23 protein-coding genes are annotated in these 25416 nt (G+C 29.6%); 6 read left to right on the top strand and 17 right to left on the bottom strand.

Annotation, left to right across the window (positions count from 1 at the left end):
• Positions 1-103: 103 nt before the first annotated feature.
• Entirely contained in the window at positions 104-2593 is a 2490-nt protein-coding gene (locus ACY2RW_RS03820; protein ID WP_490121374.1) for a M14 family zinc carboxypeptidase, read from the bottom strand.
• Between the two features lie 82 nt (positions 2594-2675).
• Here ACY2RW_RS03820 and ACY2RW_RS03815 point away from each other — a divergent pair, with 82 nt between their 5' ends.
• The 5 genes from ACY2RW_RS03815 (at position 2676) to mgrA (ending at position 9888) form a co-directional block, all read left to right on the top strand.
• Entirely contained in the window at positions 2676-3779 is a 1104-nt protein-coding gene (locus ACY2RW_RS03815; protein WP_490121373.1) for a bestrophin family protein, read from the top strand.
• Between the two features lie 77 nt (positions 3780-3856).
• Complete coding sequence (locus tag ACY2RW_RS03810) at positions 3857-4402, top strand: PAS domain-containing protein (protein ID WP_490121372.1); 546 nt, start codon at positions 3857-3859, stop codon at positions 4400-4402.
• 179 nt (positions 4403-4581) lie between these two features.
• A complete protein-coding gene (locus tag ACY2RW_RS03805; protein ID WP_490121371.1) occupies positions 4582-7587 on the top strand; it encodes an FAD-binding and (Fe-S)-binding domain-containing protein in 3006 nt (1001 codons plus the stop codon).
• A gap of 47 nt (positions 7588-7634) precedes the next feature.
• On the top strand, positions 7635-8888 hold the full coding sequence (locus ACY2RW_RS03800; RefSeq protein ID WP_490121370.1) for an MFS transporter: 1254 nt from the start codon (positions 7635-7637) through the stop codon (positions 8886-8888).
• Positions 8881-9888 carry an L-glyceraldehyde 3-phosphate reductase gene (gene mgrA / locus ACY2RW_RS03795; RefSeq protein WP_490121369.1) on the top strand — a complete coding sequence of 336 codons (1008 nt, stop codon included), beginning with the start codon at positions 8881-8883 and terminating at the stop codon, positions 9886-9888. Before ACY2RW_RS03800 ends, mgrA begins: the two co-directional genes overlap by 8 nt.
• Positions 9889-9983: 95 nt before the next feature.
• Here mgrA and ACY2RW_RS03790 read toward each other — a convergent pair whose 3' ends face one another.
• From ACY2RW_RS03790 to ACY2RW_RS03735, 12 genes are all read right to left on the bottom strand, one after another.
• Positions 9984-10136, bottom strand: coding sequence for a DUF4295 domain-containing protein (locus ACY2RW_RS03790; protein ID WP_490121368.1), 153 nt, complete (start codon positions 10134-10136; stop codon positions 9984-9986).
• Positions 10137-10189: 53 nt separating this feature from the next.
• Complete coding sequence (gene rpmG / locus ACY2RW_RS03785) at positions 10190-10372, bottom strand: 50S ribosomal protein L33 (protein WP_068364892.1); 183 nt, start codon at positions 10370-10372, stop codon at positions 10190-10192.
• A gap of 28 nt (positions 10373-10400) precedes the next feature.
• Positions 10401-10640, bottom strand: coding sequence for a 50S ribosomal protein L28 (gene rpmB, locus ACY2RW_RS03780; RefSeq protein ID WP_077809621.1), 240 nt, complete (start codon positions 10638-10640; stop codon positions 10401-10403).
• An 88-nt stretch (positions 10641-10728) separates the two neighbouring features.
• Entirely contained in the window at positions 10729-11970 is a 1242-nt protein-coding gene (locus ACY2RW_RS03775; protein ID WP_490121367.1) for a competence/damage-inducible protein A, read from the bottom strand.
• Positions 11971-12003: 33 nt separating this feature from the next.
• On the bottom strand, positions 12004-13161 hold the full coding sequence (locus ACY2RW_RS03770; protein ID WP_490121366.1) for a T9SS type A sorting domain-containing protein: 1158 nt from the start codon (positions 13159-13161) through the stop codon (positions 12004-12006).
• A 108-nt stretch (positions 13162-13269) separates the two neighbouring features.
• A complete protein-coding gene (locus ACY2RW_RS03765; RefSeq protein WP_490121365.1) occupies positions 13270-13443 on the bottom strand; it encodes a hypothetical protein in 174 nt (57 codons plus the stop codon).
• A gap of 162 nt (positions 13444-13605) precedes the next feature.
• The gene (locus ACY2RW_RS03760) at positions 13606-13914 is read right to left on the bottom strand and encodes a hypothetical protein (RefSeq protein WP_490121364.1); all 309 of its coding nucleotides are present in this window, start codon (positions 13912-13914) and stop codon (positions 13606-13608) included.
• Positions 13915-13920: 6 nt separating this feature from the next.
• Positions 13921-14253 carry a hypothetical protein gene (locus ACY2RW_RS03755; RefSeq protein ID WP_490121363.1) on the bottom strand — a complete coding sequence of 111 codons (333 nt, stop codon included), beginning with the start codon at positions 14251-14253 and terminating at the stop codon, positions 13921-13923.
• A gap of 107 nt (positions 14254-14360) precedes the next feature.
• Entirely contained in the window at positions 14361-17672 is a 3312-nt protein-coding gene (locus tag ACY2RW_RS03750) for a T9SS type A sorting domain-containing protein (protein ID WP_490121362.1), read from the bottom strand.
• A 137-nt stretch (positions 17673-17809) separates the two neighbouring features.
• On the bottom strand, positions 17810-18418 hold the full coding sequence (locus ACY2RW_RS03745) for a fumarylacetoacetate hydrolase family protein (RefSeq protein WP_490121361.1): 609 nt from the start codon (positions 18416-18418) through the stop codon (positions 17810-17812).
• A gap of 81 nt (positions 18419-18499) precedes the next feature.
• Complete coding sequence (gene purU / locus ACY2RW_RS03740; protein WP_490121360.1) at positions 18500-19369, bottom strand: formyltetrahydrofolate deformylase; 870 nt, start codon at positions 19367-19369, stop codon at positions 18500-18502.
• A 131-nt stretch (positions 19370-19500) separates the two neighbouring features.
• Positions 19501-20340 carry a 1,4-dihydroxy-2-naphthoyl-CoA synthase gene (locus ACY2RW_RS03735; protein ID WP_490121359.1) on the bottom strand — a complete coding sequence of 280 codons (840 nt, stop codon included), beginning with the start codon at positions 20338-20340 and terminating at the stop codon, positions 19501-19503.
• Positions 20341-20406: 66 nt separating this feature from the next.
• On the opposite strand from ACY2RW_RS03735, the gene ACY2RW_RS03730 reads away from it, so the two are divergent.
• Complete coding sequence (locus ACY2RW_RS03730; protein ID WP_490121358.1) at positions 20407-21567, top strand: alpha/beta hydrolase-fold protein; 1161 nt, start codon at positions 20407-20409, stop codon at positions 21565-21567.
• Here ACY2RW_RS03730 and ACY2RW_RS03725 read toward each other — a convergent pair whose 3' ends face one another.
• The 4 genes from ACY2RW_RS03725 to fsa form a co-directional block, all read right to left on the bottom strand.
• Complete coding sequence (locus ACY2RW_RS03725; protein WP_490121357.1) at positions 21568-22260, bottom strand: transporter; 693 nt, start codon at positions 22258-22260, stop codon at positions 21568-21570.
• A gap of 5 nt (positions 22261-22265) precedes the next feature.
• Positions 22266-22727, bottom strand: a complete 462-nt coding sequence (locus ACY2RW_RS03720; protein WP_490121356.1) for a S1 RNA-binding domain-containing protein — start codon at positions 22725-22727, stop codon at positions 22266-22268.
• Positions 22727-24397 (bottom strand): 2-succinyl-5-enolpyruvyl-6-hydroxy-3-cyclohexene-1-carboxylic-acid synthase, encoded by a 1671-nt coding sequence (gene menD, locus ACY2RW_RS03715; protein ID WP_490121505.1) that lies wholly within the window; start codon positions 24395-24397, stop codon positions 22727-22729. The genes ACY2RW_RS03720 and menD overlap by 1 nt, the downstream gene beginning before the upstream one ends.
• 262 nt (positions 24398-24659) lie before the next feature.
• Entirely contained in the window at positions 24660-25313 is a 654-nt protein-coding gene (fsa, locus tag ACY2RW_RS03710) for a fructose-6-phosphate aldolase (RefSeq protein WP_490121355.1), read from the bottom strand.
• Positions 25314-25416: the final 103 nt, after the last annotated feature.

Raw genomic sequence — 25416 nt, 5'->3', positions numbered from 1 at the left:
AGAAAATCTTTACAGGATAACAAATTAGGTTTTACTTTGCAACCTTAAAATTTTGCGAGAAAAAGAGAAAACTCTGAAACTCTGAAACTAAAATTTAAAAAACCTACATTTTATCACCAAAAAAAACAGCATTCATTAACAACTTATTGGTACCATACCAAAAAGCCCTAAAATTGGTGTTATCTGTAAAAACAATAACTCTACCTCTACCAAAACGTTGCACTTTAAATGGAACAGTATTTTTAATTACTTTGGCATTTTCTTTAGAAATATAACCACTTAATAACGGGTTGGAAGTGTACTGAATAGGATTATTATAACTGCGTTTATCTGCTTTTATAAATAATGTTGAATTTCTAAACAAAGCTATTTTATTATTCTTATAACCAAAGTTAATTGGGTGAGAACGATCTATATTTGCTTCGAAAATAGCCCCTCCAATATACTGAGCTCCAGATTGTAAAGATCTATCTTCAAAAGAAACTCCTTTAATCGTGTCAATTTTTGCACTATCAAAGTTTAAACTAATCATTTTGTTACTTGCCAACCATCTTGCTGTATTTTTATAACCAACTACAACTCCACCATTTCTAACCCAAGTTTTTATTTTTTCTACAGCACTTTTTTCTAAACCACTGCTTGGAATAATAATGTGTGTGTATTTGCTAATATTTACACGTCTAAAATAACGTGTATCTATTCTTGTTAGACGCATATCAAATCGTTGATCGAACAAATGCCAAATTTCTCCAGAATCGTTTCCTGCAATTCCATCTCCAACCAACATCGCAACTTTTGGTTTGGTAATAGCACTAAAATTATTAGACCCTAAATCAATTCCATCATTTAAACCTGTAGAAACTCCTGTAATTGAAACGTGGCTTTCTTTGGCTAATTTTTCTAAAAATTGATACAATGCTGTTGCATTTAATTTCTGGTTTTGTACAGGAATAAAAATAGTCCCATATTCGTAAGAATTTCCTCCATTTTTAAAGTTTTTCATAGATACTTTCGCACGAATTCCTTTTTGCAAAATAGCATTTAAAACTTTTGGAGTATAATATTCATTCCAAGGCATTAAATATCCATAATCACTTCTAAATGAAACACTACCAGATTTCATTTTTAAATCTGTGATTTCATTTCCTGCTTTAGAAAGCGATATATTTTCTGCAAAATCAACACCAAATGCGTGGTTAAATGTCCAAGCAGAAACATCATAAAATAGACTATCTTTAAATGTCTTACGAACATCGAACATCGCTTTTACCAAACGTTGATTTTTCTGGTTCATAGGAACAATATAACTATATCCTTTCTTAAATGTTTTTCCGTTTTCTGTAAAATCTGCTTTCACTTCGTGAATTTTTACTTGATGGCGTTTAATGACTTCTGCCAAATGAAAACTTTTAGCAGCATCCTTTTCATCACCAAAAACAATTGCTTTTTTACTACCAGTATTTCTACTTTCTTTATAAAAATCTTGTTGGTATTTTAAAATTTTTACGCGCATTTTTCTGGCTGCTTCTAAAGTAGATAGTGCTGCTGTAAATTGGTTTCTAATCGTAAACGGAAATGTTAAAATCCCATTAGTTGTTTCTTGTGCATGACCTCTAGAACTTCCTTGTTCAAATAAAATTCCTATACTTCCATTAATATCTGGAAAAGTTGAGCCTTTACCATAATAAAAGTCATCAAAGCTTTCTTCAGAGTAATATAAAGAACCTATTTTATCTAAAGCTTTTGCATGATAAGTTGCAATTTCTTTTGTTAAATCTTGATTCATTTGTGGTGTTAAAGGATTTGTTCTACTTGGAATTCCTGGTTGAAAAAAGAAACTCGAATTGCTTCCCATTTCATGATGATCCGTTAAAATATTTGGCAACCATTTATGAAAACTTGCAATTCTTGCTCTACTTTCTGGCAATTGTACAGGCAACCAATCTCTGTTCATATCAAACTGATAATGGTTGGTTCTTCCTCTTGGCCAAATCTCTGTGTATTCTCTATCATTAGGATCTGGGTTGATATTTTTACTTCTGTTGGTATTTGCCCAATATGCAAAACGTTGCAATCCATCTGGGTTAAAAGAAGGGTCGAATAAAATAACTGTATTATCTAACAAATCTTTTACTTCTGCAGATTCTGAAGCTGCTAAATAATACGCAACAGCTAGTGCAGCATTAGAGCCACTAGGTTCGTTTCCGTGAATAGAAAATCCTTGATACACCACTATTGGATTGTTAGATACATCTACAGAGTTATTAGTGGCATTAATATGAGTTTTACGAATATTTTCTAAATTCTGATGATTTTTAGGTGATGTAATCGTTAGTAACAACAAAGGTCTTCCTTCAAAAGTAGTACCTCTATTTTCAATAGAAATTCTATCTGAAGAAGCTGCCAAAACTTTCATATATTCAGCCAATTTATCATGGGTAATATGCCACTCTCCTACTTCATGACCAATTACACTTTTGGGAGTTGGAATCGCAGAATTATAATTCGCTTTTGGCAAATAATAAGATAAATCTACTTGTTGACTAAACATTGTAAATGAAGACAACAAGAACAGTAGTAATACTTTTTTCATCAGTGGCTAAAATTTGGTTATCTAACAAATATATGAATTCAAAAAGGTTATATTTGATTCTTTAACATTGATTTAAGATTTTATGTATATCAAAAGAATATTTCCTGTAAAAACAGTTTTAAAATGGACAAGAAGAGATCTTTTTCTTTTTTTATTGATAGGCGCAATTCCTGTTATTCTATTTGATATTCTAGGTTTAAAATGGTTGCATGTGCCTTGGTTGCCTTTAGGAGTTTTAGGTACAGCCATTTCCTTTTTAATCAGTTTTAAAAACAATGCTTCTTATGATAGATTATGGGAAGCTAGAAAAATTTGGGGTGGAATTGTAAATACATCAAGAACTTGGACAATAATGGTAAAAGATTTTATTGATGTTCAACACTCTAAAAAAACATTAGCAAATACCAACTTACAGGAAATTAAAAAAGAACTGGTACACAGACATATTGCTTGGTTAACAGCTTTGCGTTATCAATTAAGAGCAGATAAACCTTGGGAGTCACATGTTAAAGATAAAAAATCGAATAAAGAGTTTAAAAAGAACCATTATTTAGTTTGCGAAGATACAGTTGCTATTGAAGAAGCCATAAAACCTTACATAACAGCAGAAGAATATGCAGAAGTTTTTAAAAAAGGAAATAAACCTTCTCAACTATTAGGAATTCAGTCTAAACGTTTAAAAGAGCTGATGAATACTGGCTTAATAGAAGATTTTAGACACATGGAAATGATGAATGTTTTAAAAGAACTGTACACTTTACAAGGAAAATCTGAGCGCATTAAAAACTTTCCTTATCCAAGACAGTATGCCACCTTAAATTATATGTTTGTTTGGGTTTTTATTATTCTTTTGCCTTTTGGGATTATGGAAGGTTTTGAAAGTATTGGGCAACACATTGTAGAAGATTTAGCTACACACCAATCTAAAACCAATTGGGGACATTTAATTCAAGAATTTATTGCCCACCATTTTGTGTGGTTTTCAATTCCTTTTAGTGCTTTATTATCTTGGGTATTTCATACAATGGAAATTATAGGAGAAAATACAGAAAACCCTTTTGAGGGTGGCCCAAATGATGTACCAATTACGGATTTAAGTAGAGGCATAGAAATAGATATTAGACAATTGATAGACGACACAGACATCCCTGAACCTTATACTTGGAAAAATGATATTGTAATGTAGTTTAGTTTTTTTCTACAGCTAAAAAAACTAACTTTGTACCTCTTTAAAAGAAAAATTATTTTTAAAACTTTGTAGTTATGATGGGCTTAGATTTGTACTTATCCAATTTTTCAAAAGAAGAGTATGAAAAAATAAAAAATAAAATTAGACATTCGCAATCTAAATCTATGCCATTGATAAGTTGGGATATTTTTATGGAAGGTTATCCCAAAAGAATGAAAATATCAAAAAAACTAAAAGAAAGGCAAGAAATACTTTCATTTGCTGAAAAATTTAGTTGGAAAAATGATTTAAATTTAGCCATCGCAAAAAATGATTATGATGCAATAGTAATTACAGATATCAATCAAAAAATAATTTGGGTTAATGATGGTTTTACAACTATGACAGGATATTCAAAAAAATACGCAATACATAAAAAACCTAATTTCTTACAAGGCAAAGAAACATCTTTAAAAAACAAAAATAGCATTAGAGAAAAAATTTTACTAAACAAACCTTTTAAAGAAACCATTATTAATTATAAAAAAGACAAAACAACATACAAATGTGAGGTTAAAATAATACCCTTATATAATAAAAGTACTACTCATTTTATAGCCTTTGAGAAAAAAATAAGCTAATCTAGAAATCTACACATTACTTCCACCAATCTTGTATACTGCTCTTTAATTTTTAAATTCTTAATTACAGCCTTTATAAATTACTAAATCCATAAAAATTCGCAATCCCTTTTCCTCAACTTAATATATTGAAATTATTATTCAGATATTTGTAAGTAAGATACTTTTTACATTTTTTGATGATAAATACTGCTACTTTAGAAAATTTACATAATTCACTTTCTGGTGATGTTTTATTTGATAATTTACATAAAACTTTATATGCTACAGATGCTTCTGTTTATAGAAAAATTCCATTGGCAGTTGCATTTCCAAAGGATGAAAAAGACATCAAAATCTTAATTAGTTTTGCAACTAAAAATAACATTACATTAATACCAAGAACAGCAGGAACTTCTTTGGCTGGACAATGTGTGGGAGATGGAATTGTAGTAGATGTTTCTAAACACTTTACCAATATTATTTCTTTGGATGAGAAAGCAAAAACAATTACCCTACAACCAGGTATTGTTAGAGACTCTTTAAACTTATACTTAAAACCTTTTGGCTTATTTTTTGGACCAAACACCTCAACCTCTAATAGATGTATGATTGGAGGAATGGTTGGTAACAATTCTTCTGGAAGTACTTCTATAAAGTATGGCGTAACTAGAGATAAAGTCTTACAAATTGATGCTATTTTAAGTGATGGTTCTTCAGCAATATTTAAAGAAATTACATCACAAGAGTTTTTAGAAAAAACAAAAGAAGAAACTTTAGAGGGGCAAATTTATAAAAGCATATATTCAGAATTAATTTATGATTCTGCACAGGATGAAATAAAAAAGGAGTTTCCAAAACCAGAAATCCATAGAAGAAATACTGGGTATGCAGTTGATGAATTTTTAAAATCAGATTTATTTGGTGGTACAGAACCAACCATAAATGTTGCTAAATTCCTTTCTGGTAGTGAAGGAACATTGGCTTTTTCTAAAGCCATTACACTACAATTAGACGACTTACCTCCTACTGAAAGTATCATGGTTTGTTCTCATTTTACGAGTATAAATAAAAGTTTAAAAGCAACATTAACAGCTATGAATCACAATTTGTACAATTGTGAATTAATGGATAAAGCCATTTTAGATTGTACCAAAAACAATAGAGAATTGGCAAAAAACCGATTCTTTTTACAAGGAGATCCAGAAGCTGTTTTAATGTTAGAAGTTGCTGCAAATACATTGCCAGAAGCAGAATTATTAGCTGATAAATTAATCGAAGATTTACAGAAAAACAAGTTTGGGTATCATCACCCAAAAGTGTATGGAAAAGATATTGCAAAAGTGCATTATTTACGTAAGGCTGGTTTAGGCGCTTTAGGAAATATGGTTGGCGATATGAAAGCTGTAGCTTGTATAGAAGATACTGCTGTGGCTTTAGAAGATTTACCAGATTATATTGAAGAATTTACTAAAATAATGGACAAATATCAGCAAGATGCTATTTATTATGCACATGCAGGAGCTGGAGAATTGCATTTACGTCCGATTTTAAATTTAAAGAAAAAAGCAGATGTTGTTTTATTCCGAAAAATAACCACAGAAACTGCCCAATTAGTAAAAAAATACAAAGGTTCTTTTTCTGGAGAACATGGAGATGGAATTGTACGTGCAGAGTTTATCCCTTTAATGATTGGCGAAGAAAACTACCAATTATTAAGACGTATTAAAAAAGCTTTTGACCCAAACAATGTTTTTAATCAAGGAAAAATTACGGATGCTTTTGCCATGGATAAAAATTTGCGTTATGAAGTGGATAGAATTGAACCCCAAATAAAAACCATTCAAGATTTTTCTGATAGTGAAGGAATCTTAAAACTCGCAGAAAAATGCAATGGTTCTGGAGATTGTAGGAAACCTTTAGAAGCTGGAGGAACCATGTGCCCAAGTTACAGAGCTACAAAAAACGAAAAAGACACTACAAGAGCTAGAGCAAATACACTTCGTGAATTTTTAACCAATTCAAACAAAGCAAACAAGTTTAATCATAAAGAGTTAAAAGAAGTTTTTGACCTATGTTTAAGCTGTAAAGCATGTGCTTCAGAATGTCCAAGTAACGTAGATATTGCAACTTTAAAAGCAGAATTTTTATATCAATATCAAGAAAGCAATGGGTATTCTTTTAGAAGCAAATTATTTGCTAATAATGCAAAATTAAACAAATTAGGCAGCCTTACTCCTGCTATTTCAAATACTATTTTAAATACTTCTTTTGCAAAAAAAGCGATGGGAGTTGCAGTTGAAAGAAGTGTTCCTAAATTAGCTTCAAAAACTCTGAAATCATGGTATAAAAAGCACAATGTTAATAATAAGATTTCTCCACAAAGTCGAAATGACAAATCCAATGTCATTTCGAATCAGAATGTCATTTCGAGCCTTTCGTCAAGCTCAAGACAGGCTAAAGTCGAGAAATCTCAACCTCAAAAAACTGTTTTTCTTTTCAATGATGAATTCACCAATTTTTATGATGTAGAAATTGGTAAAGACGCTGTTTTCTTATTGGAAAAATTAGGTTATAAAATCAATTTTATCGAGCACGAAGAATCTGGAAGAAGCTATATTTCTAAAGGGTTTTTAAAAGAAGCCAAAGCAGTTTGTAATAAAAATATTGAAGCTTTTAAAAATTTGATTTCTAAAGATACGCCTTTAGTTGGTATTGAACCGTCAGCAATTTTAACCTTTAGAGATGAATATATTCGTTTGGCAGACGATAAAATATCCGCAGAAAAAATTGCAAAAAACACCTTTACTTTTGAGGAGTTTTTAGCCAATGAAATTGAAAAAGGAAATGTTGATAAGACTTTATTTACATCAGAAAAAAAGACATTAAAAATTCATGGGCATTGTCATCAAAAAGCATTATCAAGTACAAATGCTAGTTTTCAGATTTTAAATCTTCCTAAAAACTATACTGTAACTATTTTAAATACAGGTTGTTGTGGTATGGCTGGTTCTTTTGGTTATGAAAAAGAACATTATGCTATTTCTATGCAAGTAGGTGAAGATACTTTATTTCCAAAAGTAAGAAATTGTAGTCCTGATACAGAAATTGCAGCAGCTGGGACAAGTTGTCGTCATCAAATTTACGATGGTACAAAACGTATTGCCAAGCACCCAATTACGCTATTAAAAGAAGCTCTTTTGTAGCTTACAGTATTCATTTTTCGTACATTTAAAGTTCAAACCAAAAAACTTTGAAACATCAAAATAAGATTACCTCTATGTTTGCCCTTATTATTGCTGGGGAAGCCATTTTTTTATTGCCTTTTATTTTAATGCGTGTTTTTAAACCTGTTATTAGAGAAGCTTTTGTTATTTCTGATGCGCAGATTGGAGAGGCTCAAGCTTTATATGGAATTACTGCTGTACTCTCTTACTTCTTTGGTGGTTTTATTGCAGATAAGTGGGAAGCAAGGAAATTACTATCAATATCGTTAGCTTTAACAGCTATTGGTGGTTTTTGGATGACGTTTATTCCATCTATTTTTACATTAAAAATCTTATATGCTTTTTGGGGAATTTCTACAATTTTATTGTTTTGGGCTTCTTTAATAAAAGCAACCAGACAATGGGGTAATGAGCACAACCAAGGTTTATCTTTTGGGCTTTTAGATGGTGGAAGAGGCTTTTTTGCAGCAACAATAGCTTTGTCTGGAGCAGGGATTTTAACTTTTTTCTTTCCAGAAAAAGGAGTAAAAATTACGTTTGAAAACAAGGTAGAAACCCTACAATACATTATTGGTACTATTACTTTTATTGTCTTTTTTATTTCATTTTTAGTTTGGAAAGTTTTGCCAAAAGAAGATGTAAAATTCGAAAATGGAAAAGAATTTCAATTCAACTTAAAAAAAGCCTTTTCTTTAATGAAACAACAAAAAGTAATGTACCATTCTTTAATTATTTTTTGTGCTTATTGCTCTTATAAACTTACAGGAGTTTATGGAACTTATGCCAAAGATGTGTGGAATTACTCTTTAGAAGAAGCTACATATTTTGCAGTATTTATTCAATATTTAAGACCTTTAGCAGCTATTTCTATAGGTTGGATTGCAGATAAATTTATTCCATCTAAATTAATTGTTCCTAGTTTTTCTGTTTTAATCATAACCTCTATAATTTTAGGTTTTGGTTTTTTTAATCATCAGCCTATAATATTATCTTTTACAACCTTTATATTTATGGCATTTGGCACGTATTCATTAAGAGGCTTGTATTTTGCTATTATAGAAGAAACAAAAACTCCTATTCAATTTACTGGAACTTTAGTAGGTATTATTTCTGTTGTAGGGTTTACACCAGACATTTTTATGTCGCTTTTTAATGGATACATGTTAGGCGAAAATCCGACAATTGTAGAATATCAACATTTATTTACAACATTTACAATCATCCCTATTGTGGGTTTATTAGCTACATTGGGTTTTAGAAAATCAATAAAAAATGAGTAAAAAAAATAAGTACATAGCTGATGAAAATCGCTATAAAAAAATGAAGTATAGAAGAACAGGCAATAGTGGTTTATTATTACCTGAAATTTCTTTAGGTTTATGGCATAACTTTGGTGATAATGATAGTTTTAAAAACTCTAGAAACCTTTTAAAATGTGCTTTTGATAATGGAATAACGCATTTTGATTTGGCCAATAACTATGGTCCTCCTCCAGGCTCTGCAGAAAGAAATTTTGGTAAAATCTTAAAAAAAGATTTTAAAAATTATAGAGATGAATTAATTATTTCTACAAAAGCAGGTTATGAAATGTGGGATGGACCTTATGGAGATTGGGGCTCAAAAAAATATTTGGTTTCTAGTTTAGACCAAAGTCTACAAAGAATGGATTTAGATTATGTAGATATTTTTTATCATCATAGACCAGATTACAACACACCTTTAGAGGAAACTATGGGTGCTTTAGATTTGATTGTAAAACAAGGAAAAGCTTTGTATGTGGGGCTTTCTAATTATCAACCAAAAGAAGCAAAAAAGGCTTTTAAAATTCTAAAAGACCTAGGAACTCCATGTTTAATTCATCAACCAAGATATAGTTTATTTGATAGATGGATAGAAGAAGGCTTATTAGATTTATTAGGTAATTCTGGTGTTGGAGCTATTTGTTTTTCTCCATTAGCACAAGGATTGCTAACAAATAAATACATAAAAGGTTTGCCCAAAGACTCTAGAGCTGTAAAAGAGAGTCCATTTTTAAGTACAGAAAATGTAATGGAAACACTTCCTAAAATTAAAGCATTGAATGAAATTGCTAAAGATAGAAACCAGAATTTAGCACAAATGGCTATTTCTTGGATTTTAAGAGAAGATAGAATAACATCTGTTTTAATAGGTGCTAGTAAGACCGAACAAATTTTAGACAGTGTTAAAGCTATAGAAAATACAGATTTCTCTAAAGAAGAGTTGATGAAGATAGATGAGGCTTTAAAAAATAATTCTTAAAAAAAATCTTTAAATTTTTATAAGATTGATTTTAAGTAAAGACCAAAAAAAAGCAGTAATTAAGTTACTGCTTTTTTAATTTTTTATAAAAGTAATTACTTTTTAGATATAAAAGCGTCTACTTTAGAAGGATCCATAATTGATTCTACAAACATATAAGCTCCAGTTTTTGGAGATCTTACCATTTTGATAGCTTTACTTAATCTTTTTGATCCTGTTTGTAACGATGCTACTGATTTCTTTGCCATTGTCTAAATGTTTTAAATCTATATGCTCTGTTCTGAGTTCTAGACTATTTTTATTATTTAATTTCTTTGTGAACAGTCATTTTCTTTAAGATAGGATTGAATTTTTTAATTTCCATTCTATCTGGAGTGTTCTTCTTGTTCTTAGTTGTAATATATCTAGATGTACCTGGTTTACCAGTTGCTTTGTGCTCTGTACACTCTAAAATTACTTGAACTCTGTTTCCTTTTTTTGCCATCTCTGTATAATTTTATAAGCTTGAGCTATTATTTAGTTAAAAATCCGTTAGCTCTTGCTTCTTTTATAACTGCAGAAATTCCTTTCTTGTTAATATTTTTTAAAGCAGATGCAGATACTTTTAAAGTAATCCACTTATCTTCTTCTGGAATGTAAAAACGCTTTGTCATTAAATTAGCGTCAAACTTTCTCTTTGTTCTATTTAAAGCGTGAGAAACGTTGTTCCCAACCATTGCTTTTTTTCCTGTTAATTCACAAACTCTAGACATCTTTTCGACAGTATTTATAGTGTTATCTCTAAACGAGGTGCAAATCTACAAATAATTACAATAGTGAACAAAACAATTTTACAATTTTTTATAGCAATTCTTTTTGTAAAATTTCTAATGCCTTATTTACAGTTCTATTGATTACTTTTTCTCTAGGTTGCCCAAAATTAAACTCCTCTACAAACTCTTTATCATCACCAACTAAAGCTATATACACCAAACCTACACTTTTATCATTATGGTCTGTGGTTGGCCCTGCATTTCCTGTAACAGCAATTGCGTAATTGGTCTGCAATTTTTCTTTGGCTCTTTTTGCCATTTCTAAAGCTACTGAAGCACTTACAACCGAATGTTTTTCGATTGTTTTTTTTGATACTCCTAATAAGTTAATTTTTGTTTCAGCAGAATAGGTTACAAAACTACCTTTATAATAAGCAGATGCACCAGGTATTGAAACTAATGTAGCTGCAATTTTACCACCTGTTAAACTTTCTGCTGTACAAATGGTTTTGTTGTTTTTCTTTAATAATTGGCCTACTCTTTTTTCTAAAGAAGCATCATCATCTAAACCTGTTATAATTTCTGGAATAAGTTGATATATTGCATCAATCTTTTCTTGCAAATCTTTTTCTAACAATTCTTTATCATTGCCTTTGGCTGATAAACGCAATCTTACTTTGCCAAAAGAAGGCAAATACGCTAATTTTATATGTGATGGTAAATTGTCTTCAAAATCTTCAATTCTTTCTGCAATGGTACTTTCTCCTTGTCCATACGTCATAATTGTTTTATGAATGATAAATGGTAATTTGAATTGTTTTTGAATTCTAGGTAAAACTTGATTGGTAATTAAACCTTTCATTTCATAAGGAACTCCAGGAAGTGACACAAATACAGTTTTATTTTCATAGAACCACATTCCTGGTGCAGTACCAAAATTGTTCGTTAATAAGGTTGCTTTGGATGGTAATTGTGCTTGATATCGTTGAATTTCTCTAAAAGGATGGTTTATTTTTTGAAACAATCCTTTGATATGTGCAATTACTTCTGGATATTCTACTAATTTATCATCCTTAAAAAATTGGGCGATTGTTTTTTTAGTGATATCATCTTTTGTGGGACCTAAACCTCCAGTAATAATAACAATATCAACTCTTTCTTGCGCTTCTTTTAGCGCGTTTAAAATATGCTGTTTATCATCTTGAATTGATGTAATTTGATAAACAGAAACACCAATTTTATTTAATTGTTGACCAATAAATTGCGAATTGGTATCTACAATTTGTCCAATTAAAATCTCATCTCCAATGGTTATTATTTCTGCTTTCATAAAGCAAAACTAATAGATTTTAGGGAACTTAGCTTATTGTTTTACAATTCTTTTAAGTGCAATTTTATTTGAATTACTTTCAATTTTTAACCAATAGACGCCTTTAGGTAGTTTAGATACATCTATTATTTGCTCTGAAGTTTCTTTAATCATTTCTCCTAAAATATTGTAAATTTTTATATGCTTAACCTTTTTAATAGATTGGGTAGATATGTGTAAAATTTTATTTACTGGATTTGGAAATAGTGTAATATCTTTTAAAAACTCTTCATTGTTTACATTTGCTGTTGAGCAAGTTTCGCTATAAACTACATTCTCATCTAAACACCAACCATTTCTTCTTGTAGAACTACAAGTAGGTGGGGTTACATTTTCATCAGCAACTTTTACGCAGGTTAAGTTTGCATTTGCATAAGCCAATAAACGGGTTGTATTAGCATGTTTAGACATATCTAAAGATGTTAAATCATTGCCTATTAACACAATATCATCTAATTTAAAATTTTTAGAAAAATCGATACTTTTCAAATCATTTGCTCTTGCATAAAAAGTTAATAATTGAGTATTCTTAGAAATATCAATACCTGTAAAATTGTTTCTACTTATTACCAACGTTGTTAATTGTGTATTCTTTGTAACATCTAAGTTTGTAAATTGATTTTCTGCAATTTCAAAAAGTCTTAATCGAGTATTTTGAGTAACGTCTATATTGGTTAATAGATTTTTTGTGCACCAAAGTTTAACTAATTCTATATTTTGAGTAACATCTAAAGTTGCTATTTTATTATTAAAACATTCTAACTCTTCTAATTTAATATTTTTAGTAACATCAATATTAGTTAATTCGTTGTTATCACAATGCAAATCTATTAGAGCTACATTTTTTGACACATCTATAGTGTTTAAACCATTAAAAGAGCAATCTAATGCTGTTAATGCTGTAAAAGCCTCTAAACCTGTTAAGTCTTTTACTTTTTGACTTTCGAGCTTTCCAGAACCCTTTACATCTATCTTTCCTGTAAAAGCTTCTGCTTCTGAAATCTGAATTTCAGAATCGTTATTAGTATTGATACCTTTATGATCTAATAAATAGTTTTTAAAATTTGTATCTGGAATATTTACTATTGTCTGAGAAAATAAAAATTTAGAAAAGATGAAAAATAAAAATAATAGGGTGTTTTTTTTGTTCATTTTATAATATTATTCAATGTTTTGCAAGGTAATTTATTTATAAAAGCAAAATATACTAAGCAATGTTAAATTTAAAAAAATCTTTTTTCATTTTATAAAATAAAAATACTAATCGCCTATTTTATCTATTTCTTTATTATCTACTTTTTCTTTTTTGTTCCAGATAAAATTCAATAATTGAAAAATTAAAAAAACACCTAAAAGTCCTACAGTAAAAGATTTTAGATAAACTTTATAAAGATTAAAATCTGTAATTTCTTGATGATTAAAAATCTCAACCACAAAGGATATATTAAACTTTCAACAAGATAACAACAATACCAAATACGTCAAAAATCCACTTATTTTATGATGATTTTCTACAAGTCTGTAATAATAAATGCCTACGTAAAAAAGAAAGATATATCCTAAAAATTTCAATCTAAAATTTTGTTTTAGAATTTCCTATATTCCTATGCTCTTTTTTTTTGCCTCAGTCTTAAACTTATTTTTTAAAAATTTGTAATACATTCCAGTAATAAAAATAGCAAAAGGAATCGCAAAACAACCCATCACTAATTTATTATCAAAGTAATACTCATTTATTAGTAAAGAAAATAGAATAATGGAAAGCGTTAAAAATAAATAATAACAAGCTAAGAAAGATGCAATTCCTAGAATAGGATATAAAAAAAGATTTTTATTATATTTTTTAGCTAAAAAGAAATAAAGCCTAACTACAAATAAAGAAAACACTATTAATAAAACTACCATTATTTTTTATGTTTCTTTACTTCCTATTTCATCAATTGTATTATTAAATCTTGTGTCATTTTTTTTCCAAGTTTTTTGTAAATAAGAATACAGTAAGTAACAACTTAAAAACCCAAAAGGAATTAAAATTAGTGCAAAAACGGTTTCGTTAAATCCTTCAAAAAAATTAGGTGAAAAAATTTCTGCAATTATTCCTATTAAAAATGCAGTTATATAAATACCTCCATAGTAAGAAACAATGCCTAATATAGCAAAGCCCCATTTATTCTTACGATATTTTTCTGCTAGTTTGTAGAAATACTTTCCAATCCAATACAGTAAAATTATTCCTAAAATCATATCATTTATTTTATTTATAAGATAACTCTTATAAAAATCAAAAAAAAAAACCATTTTTAACAAAATATAAATATGCTAAAAATGGTTTAACTTTATCTAAAAACAGATTACTCTATTAAAATTTTTTTAGAAATTTTGCCTTGCTCTGTTTGAATATTTACTAAATAAACCCCTACATTTAAGTTAGAAAGTTTCACCTTATTTACACCATTTGCTTTAAAATTTGATTTAAAAACTTTTGTTCCTAACAAATTGTAAATTTCTAGAGTTGCGTTTCCAGATTGAATTCCTACAATTCTTAAATTTTGTTTGTCTAAATGATAGATGCTAACATTATTTTGTAATTCTGTATTATTTGATAATGCTTTAGAAGCTGTATGTAAAAAGAATCGTCCAATTCCGTTTACATTTTCTGTAAATGTAACTTTATATTCAGAATTTGCTTCATCTAATCTTGTAAAAGAACCCGTTTCTTTGTCTTCTAAAAACACTTTAATGTCTTTTGGCAAATTTAAAGTAGCTGTTGTAAATGTTACTTCTGTATTTTTATTTGCAGTAATTCCTACTGGAACAACCATATTCTCGTAATCAGAATTTGGTAAACATTGCAATGCAAAATTGTGTCCTTTACTATTAGAAACTAAATGGGTATATACATCAAAACTACTTGATACAGCAGAAAATGTTCCTGCATCATAACCTAAATCTAAGCCTGTTGTTGTATTTTTTAAATATTTAATTATTGTTTTTTTAGAAATATCATTTGCAGTAATAGCTAAGTTAATTTCAAGATTCTTAGTAGAGTTTGCAGCTTTAAAAAATGCTTTTCCAGTTTGGTTACTTTGCATTTCTTCTGTAATATTTAAAATACCTCCTCCATTTGCAGATTGTACAAAAAAGGCCTGACCAGGTGCTGCATATTGTGCTGTAGCAGAAGAATGATTTATAATATCATATTCTTCGTTTGCAGCATTCCATATATAAATAGCCACTCTTAAAGGATCTAATTTACTAGCATTTGCTGTTAAAATGTTATTTGTTGCATGGGCTTTATCATTTAAATTGATAAATGCTGTAGATGGATTTCCTATTAAATTCCATTTATTACCTACAGAACCAGAAACTCCATCTTGTAAAACAATTGCAGTTGGACTTGTTTTTAAAGCTCCTGAAAAAGAAAAAATACCAGAAGTTGTTTTTTTAACAGAATAGCCTTTTCCGATAGTAAAAATACCTGCTGTAGCAATATCGTTTGGAGCACCATCAGTGTAATATGTATACCTTAAATCATCTGCCAAACTATTATCATAAGGTGCAATTGGGTATTTATCTGGTTTCCCAGCTTCCACTTTTTTGGTAAGCAAACCAGTAAAAGTATTAATGTTTTGCCCATTAACTGGTGCTGCAATTAAATGCCATTTGTCAGTTACATATCTATCATAAATAACATTTGCAGTTCCTTTTTGAATTCCTTTTATCATAAAAGACCCATTGTTGGTTGCATCTGATGCTATTTTAAAAATTCCATCTTGAGTTAAATCTCTTTCTAATGTTAAAGAACCTGTTGGTGTTATATTTAAGGATGCTCCAGATTCTATATAGATATCTTTTAAAGCAATATTCTGTGTCGTAATTTCTGGATAGTTTGCTAAACCTGTTGGAACATTTATAGCATAAGTATTATTTAAAGGAACTCCAGCTGACCAATTGCCAGCATCTGCCCAATTTTTATTTCCAGAACCTGCTGTCCATAAAGTTACATTGGCATCAAACTCTAAAGCTCCTCTATCTGCAGTTCCAAACCTTACATCTTCATTATAGTCTGATGAAGGTGCAATGGAATTGTCTGCAGAATTGATTGCTGGTGATGTAATTTTTAAACGGAAATCAAAGTTAACAGGGTCTACAAACTGTGGATCTGCTTTTATAGAATTGGTTTGCAAACCATTAGTTGTTGCGTTTTCATTAATTGTACCTACAACTCCTTGCAATGTAGTTCCATAAATTAAATTGTTACTAATAGTTACATTGGCTGCAGTTGAACCGTTTTTTACAGCAACAGCAGATTTACTTAATCTAGAATCTATTACAGAGATGTTGTTGATAATTTTACAATCTAAACCATCACTAATACTTATACCTATATTTCCTCCATTAGAAGATGTAGGAAATGTGTTTGGATTTCCATCTGTATCTTCTGTAATCGATTTTGTATATGAATTAAAGTAAGATGTATTATTAATAAAATCTACTCTATCTCCATCATTAGAATGTACCCCACTAAAACCATTAAAATAAGCTAAGTTATTGGCTACCAAAATTCTACCATTTTCCCAATTTACTTTAATGGTAGTTCCATCTGATTTATAGGTGGTTTGGTTTCTTTGCAGAGAAATTCCTTTTCCTTCATCTATATGAGGTGTAATTTTATCTTTATCTGGTGCCCAAGAATATTGCTCGTTATAATTGTGATGGATTTTATTTCTTAAAATTTTAATCCTATAATCTTTATCATTTGAAACCCCAGAGGTTGATGTTCTAGAACTTGTTGCTTTTGTAACTACCAAACCATGTGTACCAGAATAAGAACGCAAAGAGCAGTAAGAAATTTCATTACCAATTATTTCTATATCTTCTCCTTCTGAAACTCTCAATCCACCTCCAGGCATCTGAGTTATGGTATTATTTAAAATTTTAATATTGTTTATTTTGCTTAAATAAAAGCCTCTAGTATCTACATAAGAAGCTCTTACTAAAGGTTTGTCATTAATTTTAGGTAATGAACCAGCCACAGAAGGATCGCAACCAGGTGTAATACAATCATCTGTGTCTCTTTCACGAATTTGAGCCAAAGTTGGGTTGTAGCGATCTATATCATTTGTAGCATCTGCATCTTCATTTACAGATAAATCTAAATATGAAAATTGTAAATCATTGGCTAAAGACAATGGGATAGATTGCACTTCTCCTTCAATCTTTAAGCCATCAAAAATTAAATACTCAGAGTTTTGAACTCTTAAAATATTGCTCCCATTTCCTTTTAAAATTGTAGAGCTGTTAAAGGGTTTTATAGTGATATATTTACCTAATTCTCCTTTAAAATTACTGAAAGACAGTGTGTTTTCAGAATTCCATAAAAAAGGATTTGCAATATTTGTGTAAGTATGTTTTGTTGTTCCACTAGAATAATACCCATTATTTACAAATTCTCCTATTAAAATAATTTCAAAAGCAACACCTCCATTTAATGCTACAGTTTTAGGAATATTTGAAAGCGTTTTAAAAGGTGTGCCAGATGTTAATCCATTGTTAGAATCATTACCTGTTTGTTGGTTTACATAATAAGCAGTATTTTGAGCATTAAAACTTGTAGAAATAACTGCAAATAGTATGGCTGAGAAGAGTATTTTTTTAATCATTTTATATAATTAATTAGAGGCTATGAATTTGATAATTTCTCTTACAAAAATAGACCGAACTTTTATTTACAAGGTCTAATTAGCTTCAACAAAGGTTTGATAATCATCATTAAAACTTATTTTATTTTTTTTACGTTTTATTTTACTCTGATATTAAAAGATTCTTTACCTTCTAAAACTCCTTTTAAAACATCATTCTCTACTACTTTTCCAACTCCTGCTGGTGTTCCTGTAAAAATGATATCTCCTTTTTTTAAGGTAAAATATTGAGAAACATAAGCAATCAACTCATCTGTTTTCCACAACATTGCATTAGTATTTCCATCTTGAACAATTTCATCATTTTTATACAGTTGAAATTTTAAATTCTCTAAATCGAATTGTTCTTTTTTATAAAATTCACCCACAACTGCACTTCCATCAAAAGCTTTTGCTTTTTCCCAAGGCAAACCTTTTTCTTTGCAGTGCTGCTGTACATCTCTTGCAGTAAAATCGATTCCTAAACCAACCTCATCATAATATTTATGAGCAAATTTTGCATCAATATGTTTCCCTACTTTATTAATTTTCACTAAAACTTCTACTTCATAATGTACATCATCAGAAAAAGGAGGAATAAAAAAAGGATTTTTTCGAGGTAAAATTGCAGAATCTGGCTTTAAAAAAACAACAGGGTGTTTTGGTTTTTCATTTGCTAATTCTTCTATATGTTTTGCGTAATTGCGCCCAATGCAGATTATTTTCATAATAAATTACTAATTTTAAATTACTAATTACGAAAATTGTTTTTAAACTTTAATTCGTAATTATTCATTTGTAATTCTTTTTTACTCTCCTGCTTCCGGAAATACTATTGCCCTATTTCCTGAAACTATAATTTGGTTATTCAAATGATTTTTTACAGCTCTTGCCAGTACCAATTTTTCTATATCTGCACCAATTCTTTTTAACGTTGTTGGTGTACTTTCATGAGTAACTGGTTTCACATCTTGCTCAATAATTGGACCTTCATCTAAGTCTTCTGTTGCATAATGTGCTGTTGCACCTATTAACTTTACACCTCTTTCATAGGCTTTTTTATAAGGATTTGCTCCTTGAAAAGCAGGTAAAAAAGAATGATGAATATTAATAATTCTCTCTGGATAACGATTGATAAAGTCTGATGATAAAATCTGCATATATCTTGCCATTACAATTAAATCGATATTATTAGAGTCTAATAATTCTTTTATTTGAGATTCTTGCTCTGATTTTGTTTCTTTCGAAACTGGTAAATAATAAAAAGGAACATTAAACATTTCTGCAATGTGTCTTAATTTATCGTGATTACTAATAATCATTTTTACATTACAATCTAACCTACCTTCTTTGTAACGTTCTAACAAATCGTATAAATTATGACTTGTATGCGACACCATTATAGCTACATTTTGTTTTTTATCTCCATAATTTACTGACCAACTAAATTGTAAAGGTGTTGCTAATTCTAAAAAACTACTTTCTAATTTTTCTTTAGAAATACTGGTGCCATCTGCATTTAAACGAACTCTCATGAAATATGTATTTTCAATTGAATTTACATATTGCTGACAACTTAAAATATTGAATCCTTTATCGTAAAAGAAACTAGTAATTTTTGCTACCAATCCTTTTTGATCTGGACATTTTATTAAAAAAGTAACTACCTGTGATTTCATTCCCATCTTAATCTTCCCAAAGAAAAGAAACTGTTATGTTAATATTATATTTTTTTTTACAAGGAAGCATATTCTCTTGCTTTACCAAAAACTTTGACTGCCAACTGGATACTAAAATACTGCCAACTGAACTATGGTATCCATTTTTTAGGAAAATTTGGCTTTCTTTTTTCTAAAAACGCATCTCTACCTTCTTTTGCTTCGTCTGTCATATAAGCTAAACGTGTTGCTTCTCCAGCAAATACTTGCTGCCCAACCATTCCATCATCTGTTAAATTCATCGCAAACTTTAACATTTTTATAGATGTTGGAGATTTTGCTAAAATTTCTTGTGCCCACTCGTAAGCAGTGCTTTCTAATTCATCATGAGGAATTACTGCATTTACCATTCCCATTTCATAGGCTTCTTGTGCAGAATAATTTCTTCCTAAAAAGAAAATTTCTCTCGCTTTTTTCTGCCCAACCATTTTTGCTAAATATGCAGAACCATAACCCCCATCAAAAGACGTTACATCTGCATCTGTTTGTTTAAAAATAGCGTGTTCTTTAGAGGCTAAAGTTAAATCGCAAACAACATGTAAACTATGTCCACCACCAACTGCCCAACCAGGAACTACTGCAATTACTGCTTTTGGCATAAAACGAATCAATCTTTGAACTTCTAAAATATTTAATCTGTGATAACCATCATCACCCACATAACCTTGATGTCCTCTTGCTTTTTGATCTCCACCAGAACAAAAAGAAAACACACCATCTTTTGTACTTGGTCCTTCTGCAGAAAGCAACACTACTCCTATTGATGTATCTTCACCTGCATCATAAAAAGCATCATACAATTCTGATGTAGTTTTGGGTCTAAAAGCATTTCTTACATTGGGTCTATTAAAAGCTATTCTTGCAACACCATTACATTTTTTATAAGTAATATCTTCATATTCTTTAACAGTTTTCCATTCAGGTTGTATCATAATTTTGTATTTTGGACGTTCTTTTAAGAGAACAAAATATTTGTTTTACAAAAATAAACATTCTATATGATGATTAAGAAATCAATAACATTAATATTTATTCTTTTTTACTTCTCTGGATTTTCACAAAAAATTATTGATAAAAATATTGAGTCTGAGATATTAGAAACTACTAGAAATTTAAAAATCTACATTCCAAAAGACTATGAAAAAGATAGTATAAAAAACTATCCTTTAGCTGTTGTTTTCGATGCAGAATATTTGTTTGATGCCTATGTAGGAAATGCTGTTTTATTTGCTGCAAAAGATAAAGCTCCTAAACAAATTGTTGTAGGAATTTCTATGGAAAAAAGTAGAAAAAATGATACTTATTTTGATATAAATACAGGAAAATTAACTGCAGATAACAACGCTTTTTATCAATTTGTAAGAGATGAAGTTATTTTTTATATGGAAAGTAATTATAGAACTTCTCCTTTTATTTCTTTGATTGGAGAAGGAACCTCTGCCAATTTAATTACACATTATTTAAAAGAACCAACGCCTTTTATCAACTCTTACATTTGCATCAATCCAACTTTTTCAGATTTTGTAGGACAACAATTTCAATCTTACAATTTAGGAAAATTTCAAAAAGAAGACAATACTTTTTACTTCTACACTAACAATTCCACATCATTTTCAACAAAAAAACAAACTAAAATTGGAGAGTTACAAAGGGGTTTAAAATCATTAGAAATAAAAAACTTAAATATTATAAATGATACTATTGTTACTTCTAATAGTATATCTGCTATAAGTGAAGCTATTCCAAGAGCATTGACCAAAGTTTTTCAAATTTATTCTGCAATTTCTAAAGAAGAGTTTGATAAAAATATTAAAGATTTATCTCCTATTGATGCGATTGCGTATTTAGAGAATAAATATTTAGAAATTGAATTTCTTTTTGGTAGCAGCTTAGGAATTAGAGAACGAGATATTTATGCTGTTGAAAAAATTGTAATTGAAAAAGAAAATGGCGACCATTTAAGAGAGTTTGGTAAGATGATTTTAAAACTTTTTCCTGCATCTCCATTAGGAGACTATTATATTGGTAGATATTATGAAGAAGGTAAAAACATAAAAAAAGCCTTAAAATATTATAAAATTGGTTATGGTAAAATGGATCCTGCTGACCCAAATGCGGATGCTTTTTATGAAAATATTTTAAGATTGGGTGGTATGTAATTAGTTGTTTTTAGAGGGAATTCTCCAAGTAAAACCAGCTCCAGCAAAAAAACCATCACTATTACCAACTAAAACATCTAATTGAAAATTGTTATTTAGTAAGTAATAAACTCCAGAATCTATATTAAATTGGAAAGTGTTTTTTAAAAATGTACCATAAGGTTCTAGAAAAACACCCATTTTATCATTTAAAGCATAAGACATATTAAAAATATAAATTCCGTTATTTATTGCAAAATCTTTATTAAAGTTAATACCTAAATTTACTGTGTAAGAAAGGTTTTCAGAAAAAGAACTTCCTAAAATATAGGTTAATTGCGAATTATTATTCGTTGCTCCAATATCATAAGAAAACTGCAAACTCGATTTTAAACTGGCTTCTGGGTTTTTATTTAAAACATACCTAGCTCCTATTGCTAGAGATTCTAAATTGTTTGTAAATTTGTTTCCAGATAATATAAATCCTGTATTTAACTCAAACCTTTCTGACAAACCATACCTAAAAAAAGAATTTGGATAAAAGTTAGACGTATTCTCCAAAAAATCAATTCCAGCTTGAATTTGAAAAACGTTTTTACCAACCACACTAGAAGACAAAGCTTGACCTGGTCTATCTGAAGACAATGTTTCTGTAAATTGAGCATTGACTAATGCTGAGCTCAAAATAAACATGCAAAAAATAAACTTTTTCATTCCTTTTATTTTACCAATTCAATTCTATCTTCTTTAATAACAATTAGTTTTTGTTTGTATAAATTACCAACAGCTTTTTTAAAAGCTTTTTTACTCATTTTCATGTGAAAACGTATTGAATCTGGAGAGCTTTTATCTGTCAACAACAAAAAACCTTCTCTACTATCTTTTAGTTTACTTAAAACTTTATCTGTATCAGAACCAATAACATTTCTAAAACCTTGTGGACGCAAAGAAACATCTATTTTACCATCTTCTCTAATATTTTTGATGTAACCAGTAACTTCCATATTCTCTTCCAATTCTTGAAAAACTTCACTCCTAAAAAGCAAACCATCAAATTCTTCATTTATAAGAACTGTATAACCCAAACCTGTTTCAGTTTCAATTACTAAATTTACTTTATCTCCTTCTTTAAAGTCGTACTCAAAAGCTTTAAAATTGTTTTCTTCTTCTTGATTATCCATTATTTTATATATTTAAAATAGTCTTTTAAAACTACATCATTTTCTGCACTTGGTGTAAAAATTTCTAGTATTTTTGGTCTTTCTGATGTTTCGAAAAAAACTTCCAATCCATTTTTTACAGTTTCTTTTGAGTTTGCTTTTACATAATTAAAATTATGCATTTTAGCCAAATGTTCTGCAGTTAAACAATGTGGTGTTTCAAAATACTTTTGGGCATTTGTAGTTCCTGGCCCTGGAATTATTTTAAAAATTCCTCCACCAGAATTATTAATTAAAATAATTCTAAAATTAGCAGGAATGTTTTTATTCCAAAGTGCATTAGAATCGTAAAAAAAACTTAAATCTCCTGTAATAAAAACAGTTTGTTTTTTTGATGCAAAAGCGGCTCCAATTGCTGTACTTGTGCTTCCGTCAATTCCACTTGTTCCTCTATTGCAAAAAACTTCAACTGTTTTATTTATGGTAAATAATTGTGCATACCTAATAATAGCACTATTACTAATTTGTAATTGACAGTTATTAGGAATTGTATTTAAAACTTGTTCGAAAACTTTAAAATCTGAGTGGTTTAAATCTTTAAAATATTCGCTATGTTTTGCTCTTCTGTAATCTCTAATCTGTAGCCATTTTGGTTGATAATTACTTTTAGAAACTTCTATAAACTGATTAAATTGAGTAAAGAAATCTACAGGTTTTATTTGAATAAATTCCGACAAACAAAAAAACGTATTTGTAGCTTTTTTTTCATCTATGTTCCAGTGATGTTTTGGAGCATAATCTCTTAAAAAACGCTTGATTCTTTTCGAGACAATCATCCCTCCAAAAGTGATTAAAACATCTGGTTGTAACTCTTTAAACTCAGCATCTTCTAAAGAAAAAATTAATTGATCTATAGAGTTAATTGCTTTTTTATGATGTAAATTAGAGGTTGTTTCTGTTAAGATTAAAACAGAGTCATCTTCTGCATACAAATCTATTAAACTATGCAATGCTGCATCAGGATAATTTACGCCTACCAAAATCATTTTCTTTTCTGCTGCATTCCAAATTTTAGATAACGCTTCATAATTAATATGAGAATTATCTAAAGAACTCATACTAATATGAGGAAAATGAAATTCTTGCATTTCATTTACAGTTTCATACAAAGGCTCATCAAAAGGAACATTTATATGAACTGGACCTTTTTGAGATGTTGCTATTTGTAAAGCTTCAGCTATTTGTTGCTTGTTTTGAGCTATAAAAGAATCACTTTCAACCAAATTTGCAGAAAATAAGATATGATTTGCAAACACGTTTTCTTGTCTAATAGTTTGCCCATCACCAATATCTATTAAATGTTTGGGTCTGTCTGCAGAAATAACCACTAATGGAATATTGCTATAAAAAGCTTCTGCAATTGCAGGATAATAATTTAACAACGCAGAACCAGAAGTACATAAAATTGCTACTGGTTTTTGCGTTTGTTGCGCAATTCCTAAGGCAAAAAAGGCTGCACATCTTTCATCTACAACACTTAAAGTTTTAATTTCTGGATGATTAGAAAAACCAACAGTAAGTGGTGCGTTTCGTGAACCTGGAGAAATTACAACAGTATTAATATGAAATTGATGACATGCTGTAATTACAAGTTGTGCGAGTTCTTTTTTGGGAAAAAAAACCTCTCCTATCCTCTCCAAAGGAGAGGAACTCTTGCTGGGAATGTTTATGTTAGTCTCTTTGCTCACAAAAAGCAATTTAATTATAGTAATTGTTAGCAAACAAGTTTAGCCCTGATTGAACGACCTGTTTGAGCTCTTTTTTATTCTTTTTTGAATAAAAAAAGCGAGTAGTGAAAGCAGGAAATAGCTTCAAAAAAATAATTTTAAAAATTAATTTCAACTCACTTTTCACACAAGAGTGTTCCTTCCCTTAGGAAAGACTAGGATGGGATTAATTTCCTTTTTTATAATCTGCTAAAAACTTAGCCAAACCAATATCTGTTAAAGGGTGTTTTAACAAACCTTCAATGGCGCTTAAAGGTCCAGTCATCACATCAGAACCTAATTTAGCACAATCTATAATATGCATTGTATGACGCACAGAAGCTGCTAAAATTTCTGTTTCAAAACCGTAATTATCGTAAATCTGACGAATTTCTGCGATTAAGTTTAAACCATCTGTAGAAATATCATCTAAACGTCCTATAAAAGGCGATACATAAGTAGCTCCTGCTTTTGCAGCTAATAATGCTTGCCCAGCAGAAAAAACCAAAGTTACGTTGGTTTTGATTCCTTTAGATGAGAAATATTTACATGCCTTTACGCCATCTTTTATCATGGGTAATTTTACCACAATTTGCGGATTTAAAGCTGCCAAAGCTTCTCCTTCTCTAACCATTCCATCAAAATCTGTAGAGATTACTTCTGCAGAAACATCGCCATCTACTAACTCACAAATTGCTTTGTAATGGTTAATAATGTTGGCTTCTCCAGTAATTCCTTCTTTTGCCATTAAAGATGGGTTTGTGGTAACTCCATCTAAAATTCCTAAAGCTTGTGCTTCTTTAATTTGCTCTAAATTTGCAGTGTCTATAAAAAATTTCATTTATATGTATTTACGTGTAATTTTTATTTATTTGGGCGTTCCCTAAAAAGGTCGGGCTTTTCGCACTCGCTTTTTGTTCATTCTTCACAAAAGAGCTCAAACA

The sequence above is a fragment of the Polaribacter sp. 2305UL8-11 genome (assembly GCF_058147165.1).
This window is presented reverse-complemented; position numbering and strand designations above follow the sequence as displayed.

Coding starts and splice junctions, on each gene's coding strand:
- ACY2RW_RS03820 (WP_490121374.1), bottom strand. CDS start 2,593: ATGAAAAAAGTATTACTACTGTTCTTGTTGTCTTCATTTACAATGTTT.
- ACY2RW_RS03815 (WP_490121373.1), top strand. CDS start 2,676: ATGTATATCAAAAGAATATTTCCTGTAAAAACAGTTTTAAAATGGACA.
- ACY2RW_RS03810 (WP_490121372.1), top strand. CDS start 3,857: ATGATGGGCTTAGATTTGTACTTATCCAATTTTTCAAAAGAAGAGTAT.
- ACY2RW_RS03805 (WP_490121371.1), top strand. CDS start 4,582: ATGATAAATACTGCTACTTTAGAAAATTTACATAATTCACTTTCTGGT.
- mgrA (WP_490121369.1), top strand. CDS start 8,881: ATGAGTAAAAAAAATAAGTACATAGCTGATGAAAATCGCTATAAAAAA.
- ACY2RW_RS03790 (WP_490121368.1), bottom strand. CDS start 10,136: ATGGCAAAGAAATCAGTAGCATCGTTACAAACAGGATCAAAAAGATTA.
- rpmG (WP_068364892.1), bottom strand. CDS start 10,372: ATGGCAAAAAAAGGAAACAGAGTTCAAGTAATTTTAGAGTGTACAGAG.
- rpmB (WP_077809621.1), bottom strand. CDS start 10,640: ATGTCTAGAGTTTGTGAATTAACAGGAAAAAAAGCAATGGTTGGGAAC.
- ACY2RW_RS03775 (WP_490121367.1), bottom strand. CDS start 11,970: ATGAAAGCAGAAATAATAACCATTGGAGATGAGATTTTAATTGGACAA.
- ACY2RW_RS03770 (WP_490121366.1), bottom strand. CDS start 13,161: ATGAACAAAAAAAACACCCTATTATTTTTATTTTTCATCTTTTCTAAA.
- ACY2RW_RS03760 (WP_490121364.1), bottom strand. CDS start 13,914: ATGGTAGTTTTATTAATAGTGTTTTCTTTATTTGTAGTTAGGCTTTAT.
- ACY2RW_RS03755 (WP_490121363.1), bottom strand. CDS start 14,253: ATGATTTTAGGAATAATTTTACTGTATTGGATTGGAAAGTATTTCTAC.
- ACY2RW_RS03750 (WP_490121362.1), bottom strand. CDS start 17,672: ATGATTAAAAAAATACTCTTCTCAGCCATACTATTTGCAGTTATTTCT.
- ACY2RW_RS03745 (WP_490121361.1), bottom strand. CDS start 18,418: ATGAAAATAATCTGCATTGGGCGCAATTACGCAAAACATATAGAAGAA.
- purU (WP_490121360.1), bottom strand. CDS start 19,369: ATGAAATCACAGGTAGTTACTTTTTTAATAAAATGTCCAGATCAAAAA.
- ACY2RW_RS03735 (WP_490121359.1), bottom strand. CDS start 20,340: ATGATACAACCTGAATGGAAAACTGTTAAAGAATATGAAGATATTACT.
- ACY2RW_RS03730 (WP_490121358.1), top strand. CDS start 20,407: ATGATGATTAAGAAATCAATAACATTAATATTTATTCTTTTTTACTTC.
- ACY2RW_RS03725 (WP_490121357.1), bottom strand. CDS start 22,260: ATGAAAAAGTTTATTTTTTGCATGTTTATTTTGAGCTCAGCATTAGTC.
- ACY2RW_RS03720 (WP_490121356.1), bottom strand. CDS start 22,727: ATGGATAATCAAGAAGAAGAAAACAATTTTAAAGCTTTTGAGTACGAC.
- fsa (WP_490121355.1), bottom strand. CDS start 25,313: ATGAAATTTTTTATAGACACTGCAAATTTAGAGCAAATTAAAGAAGCA.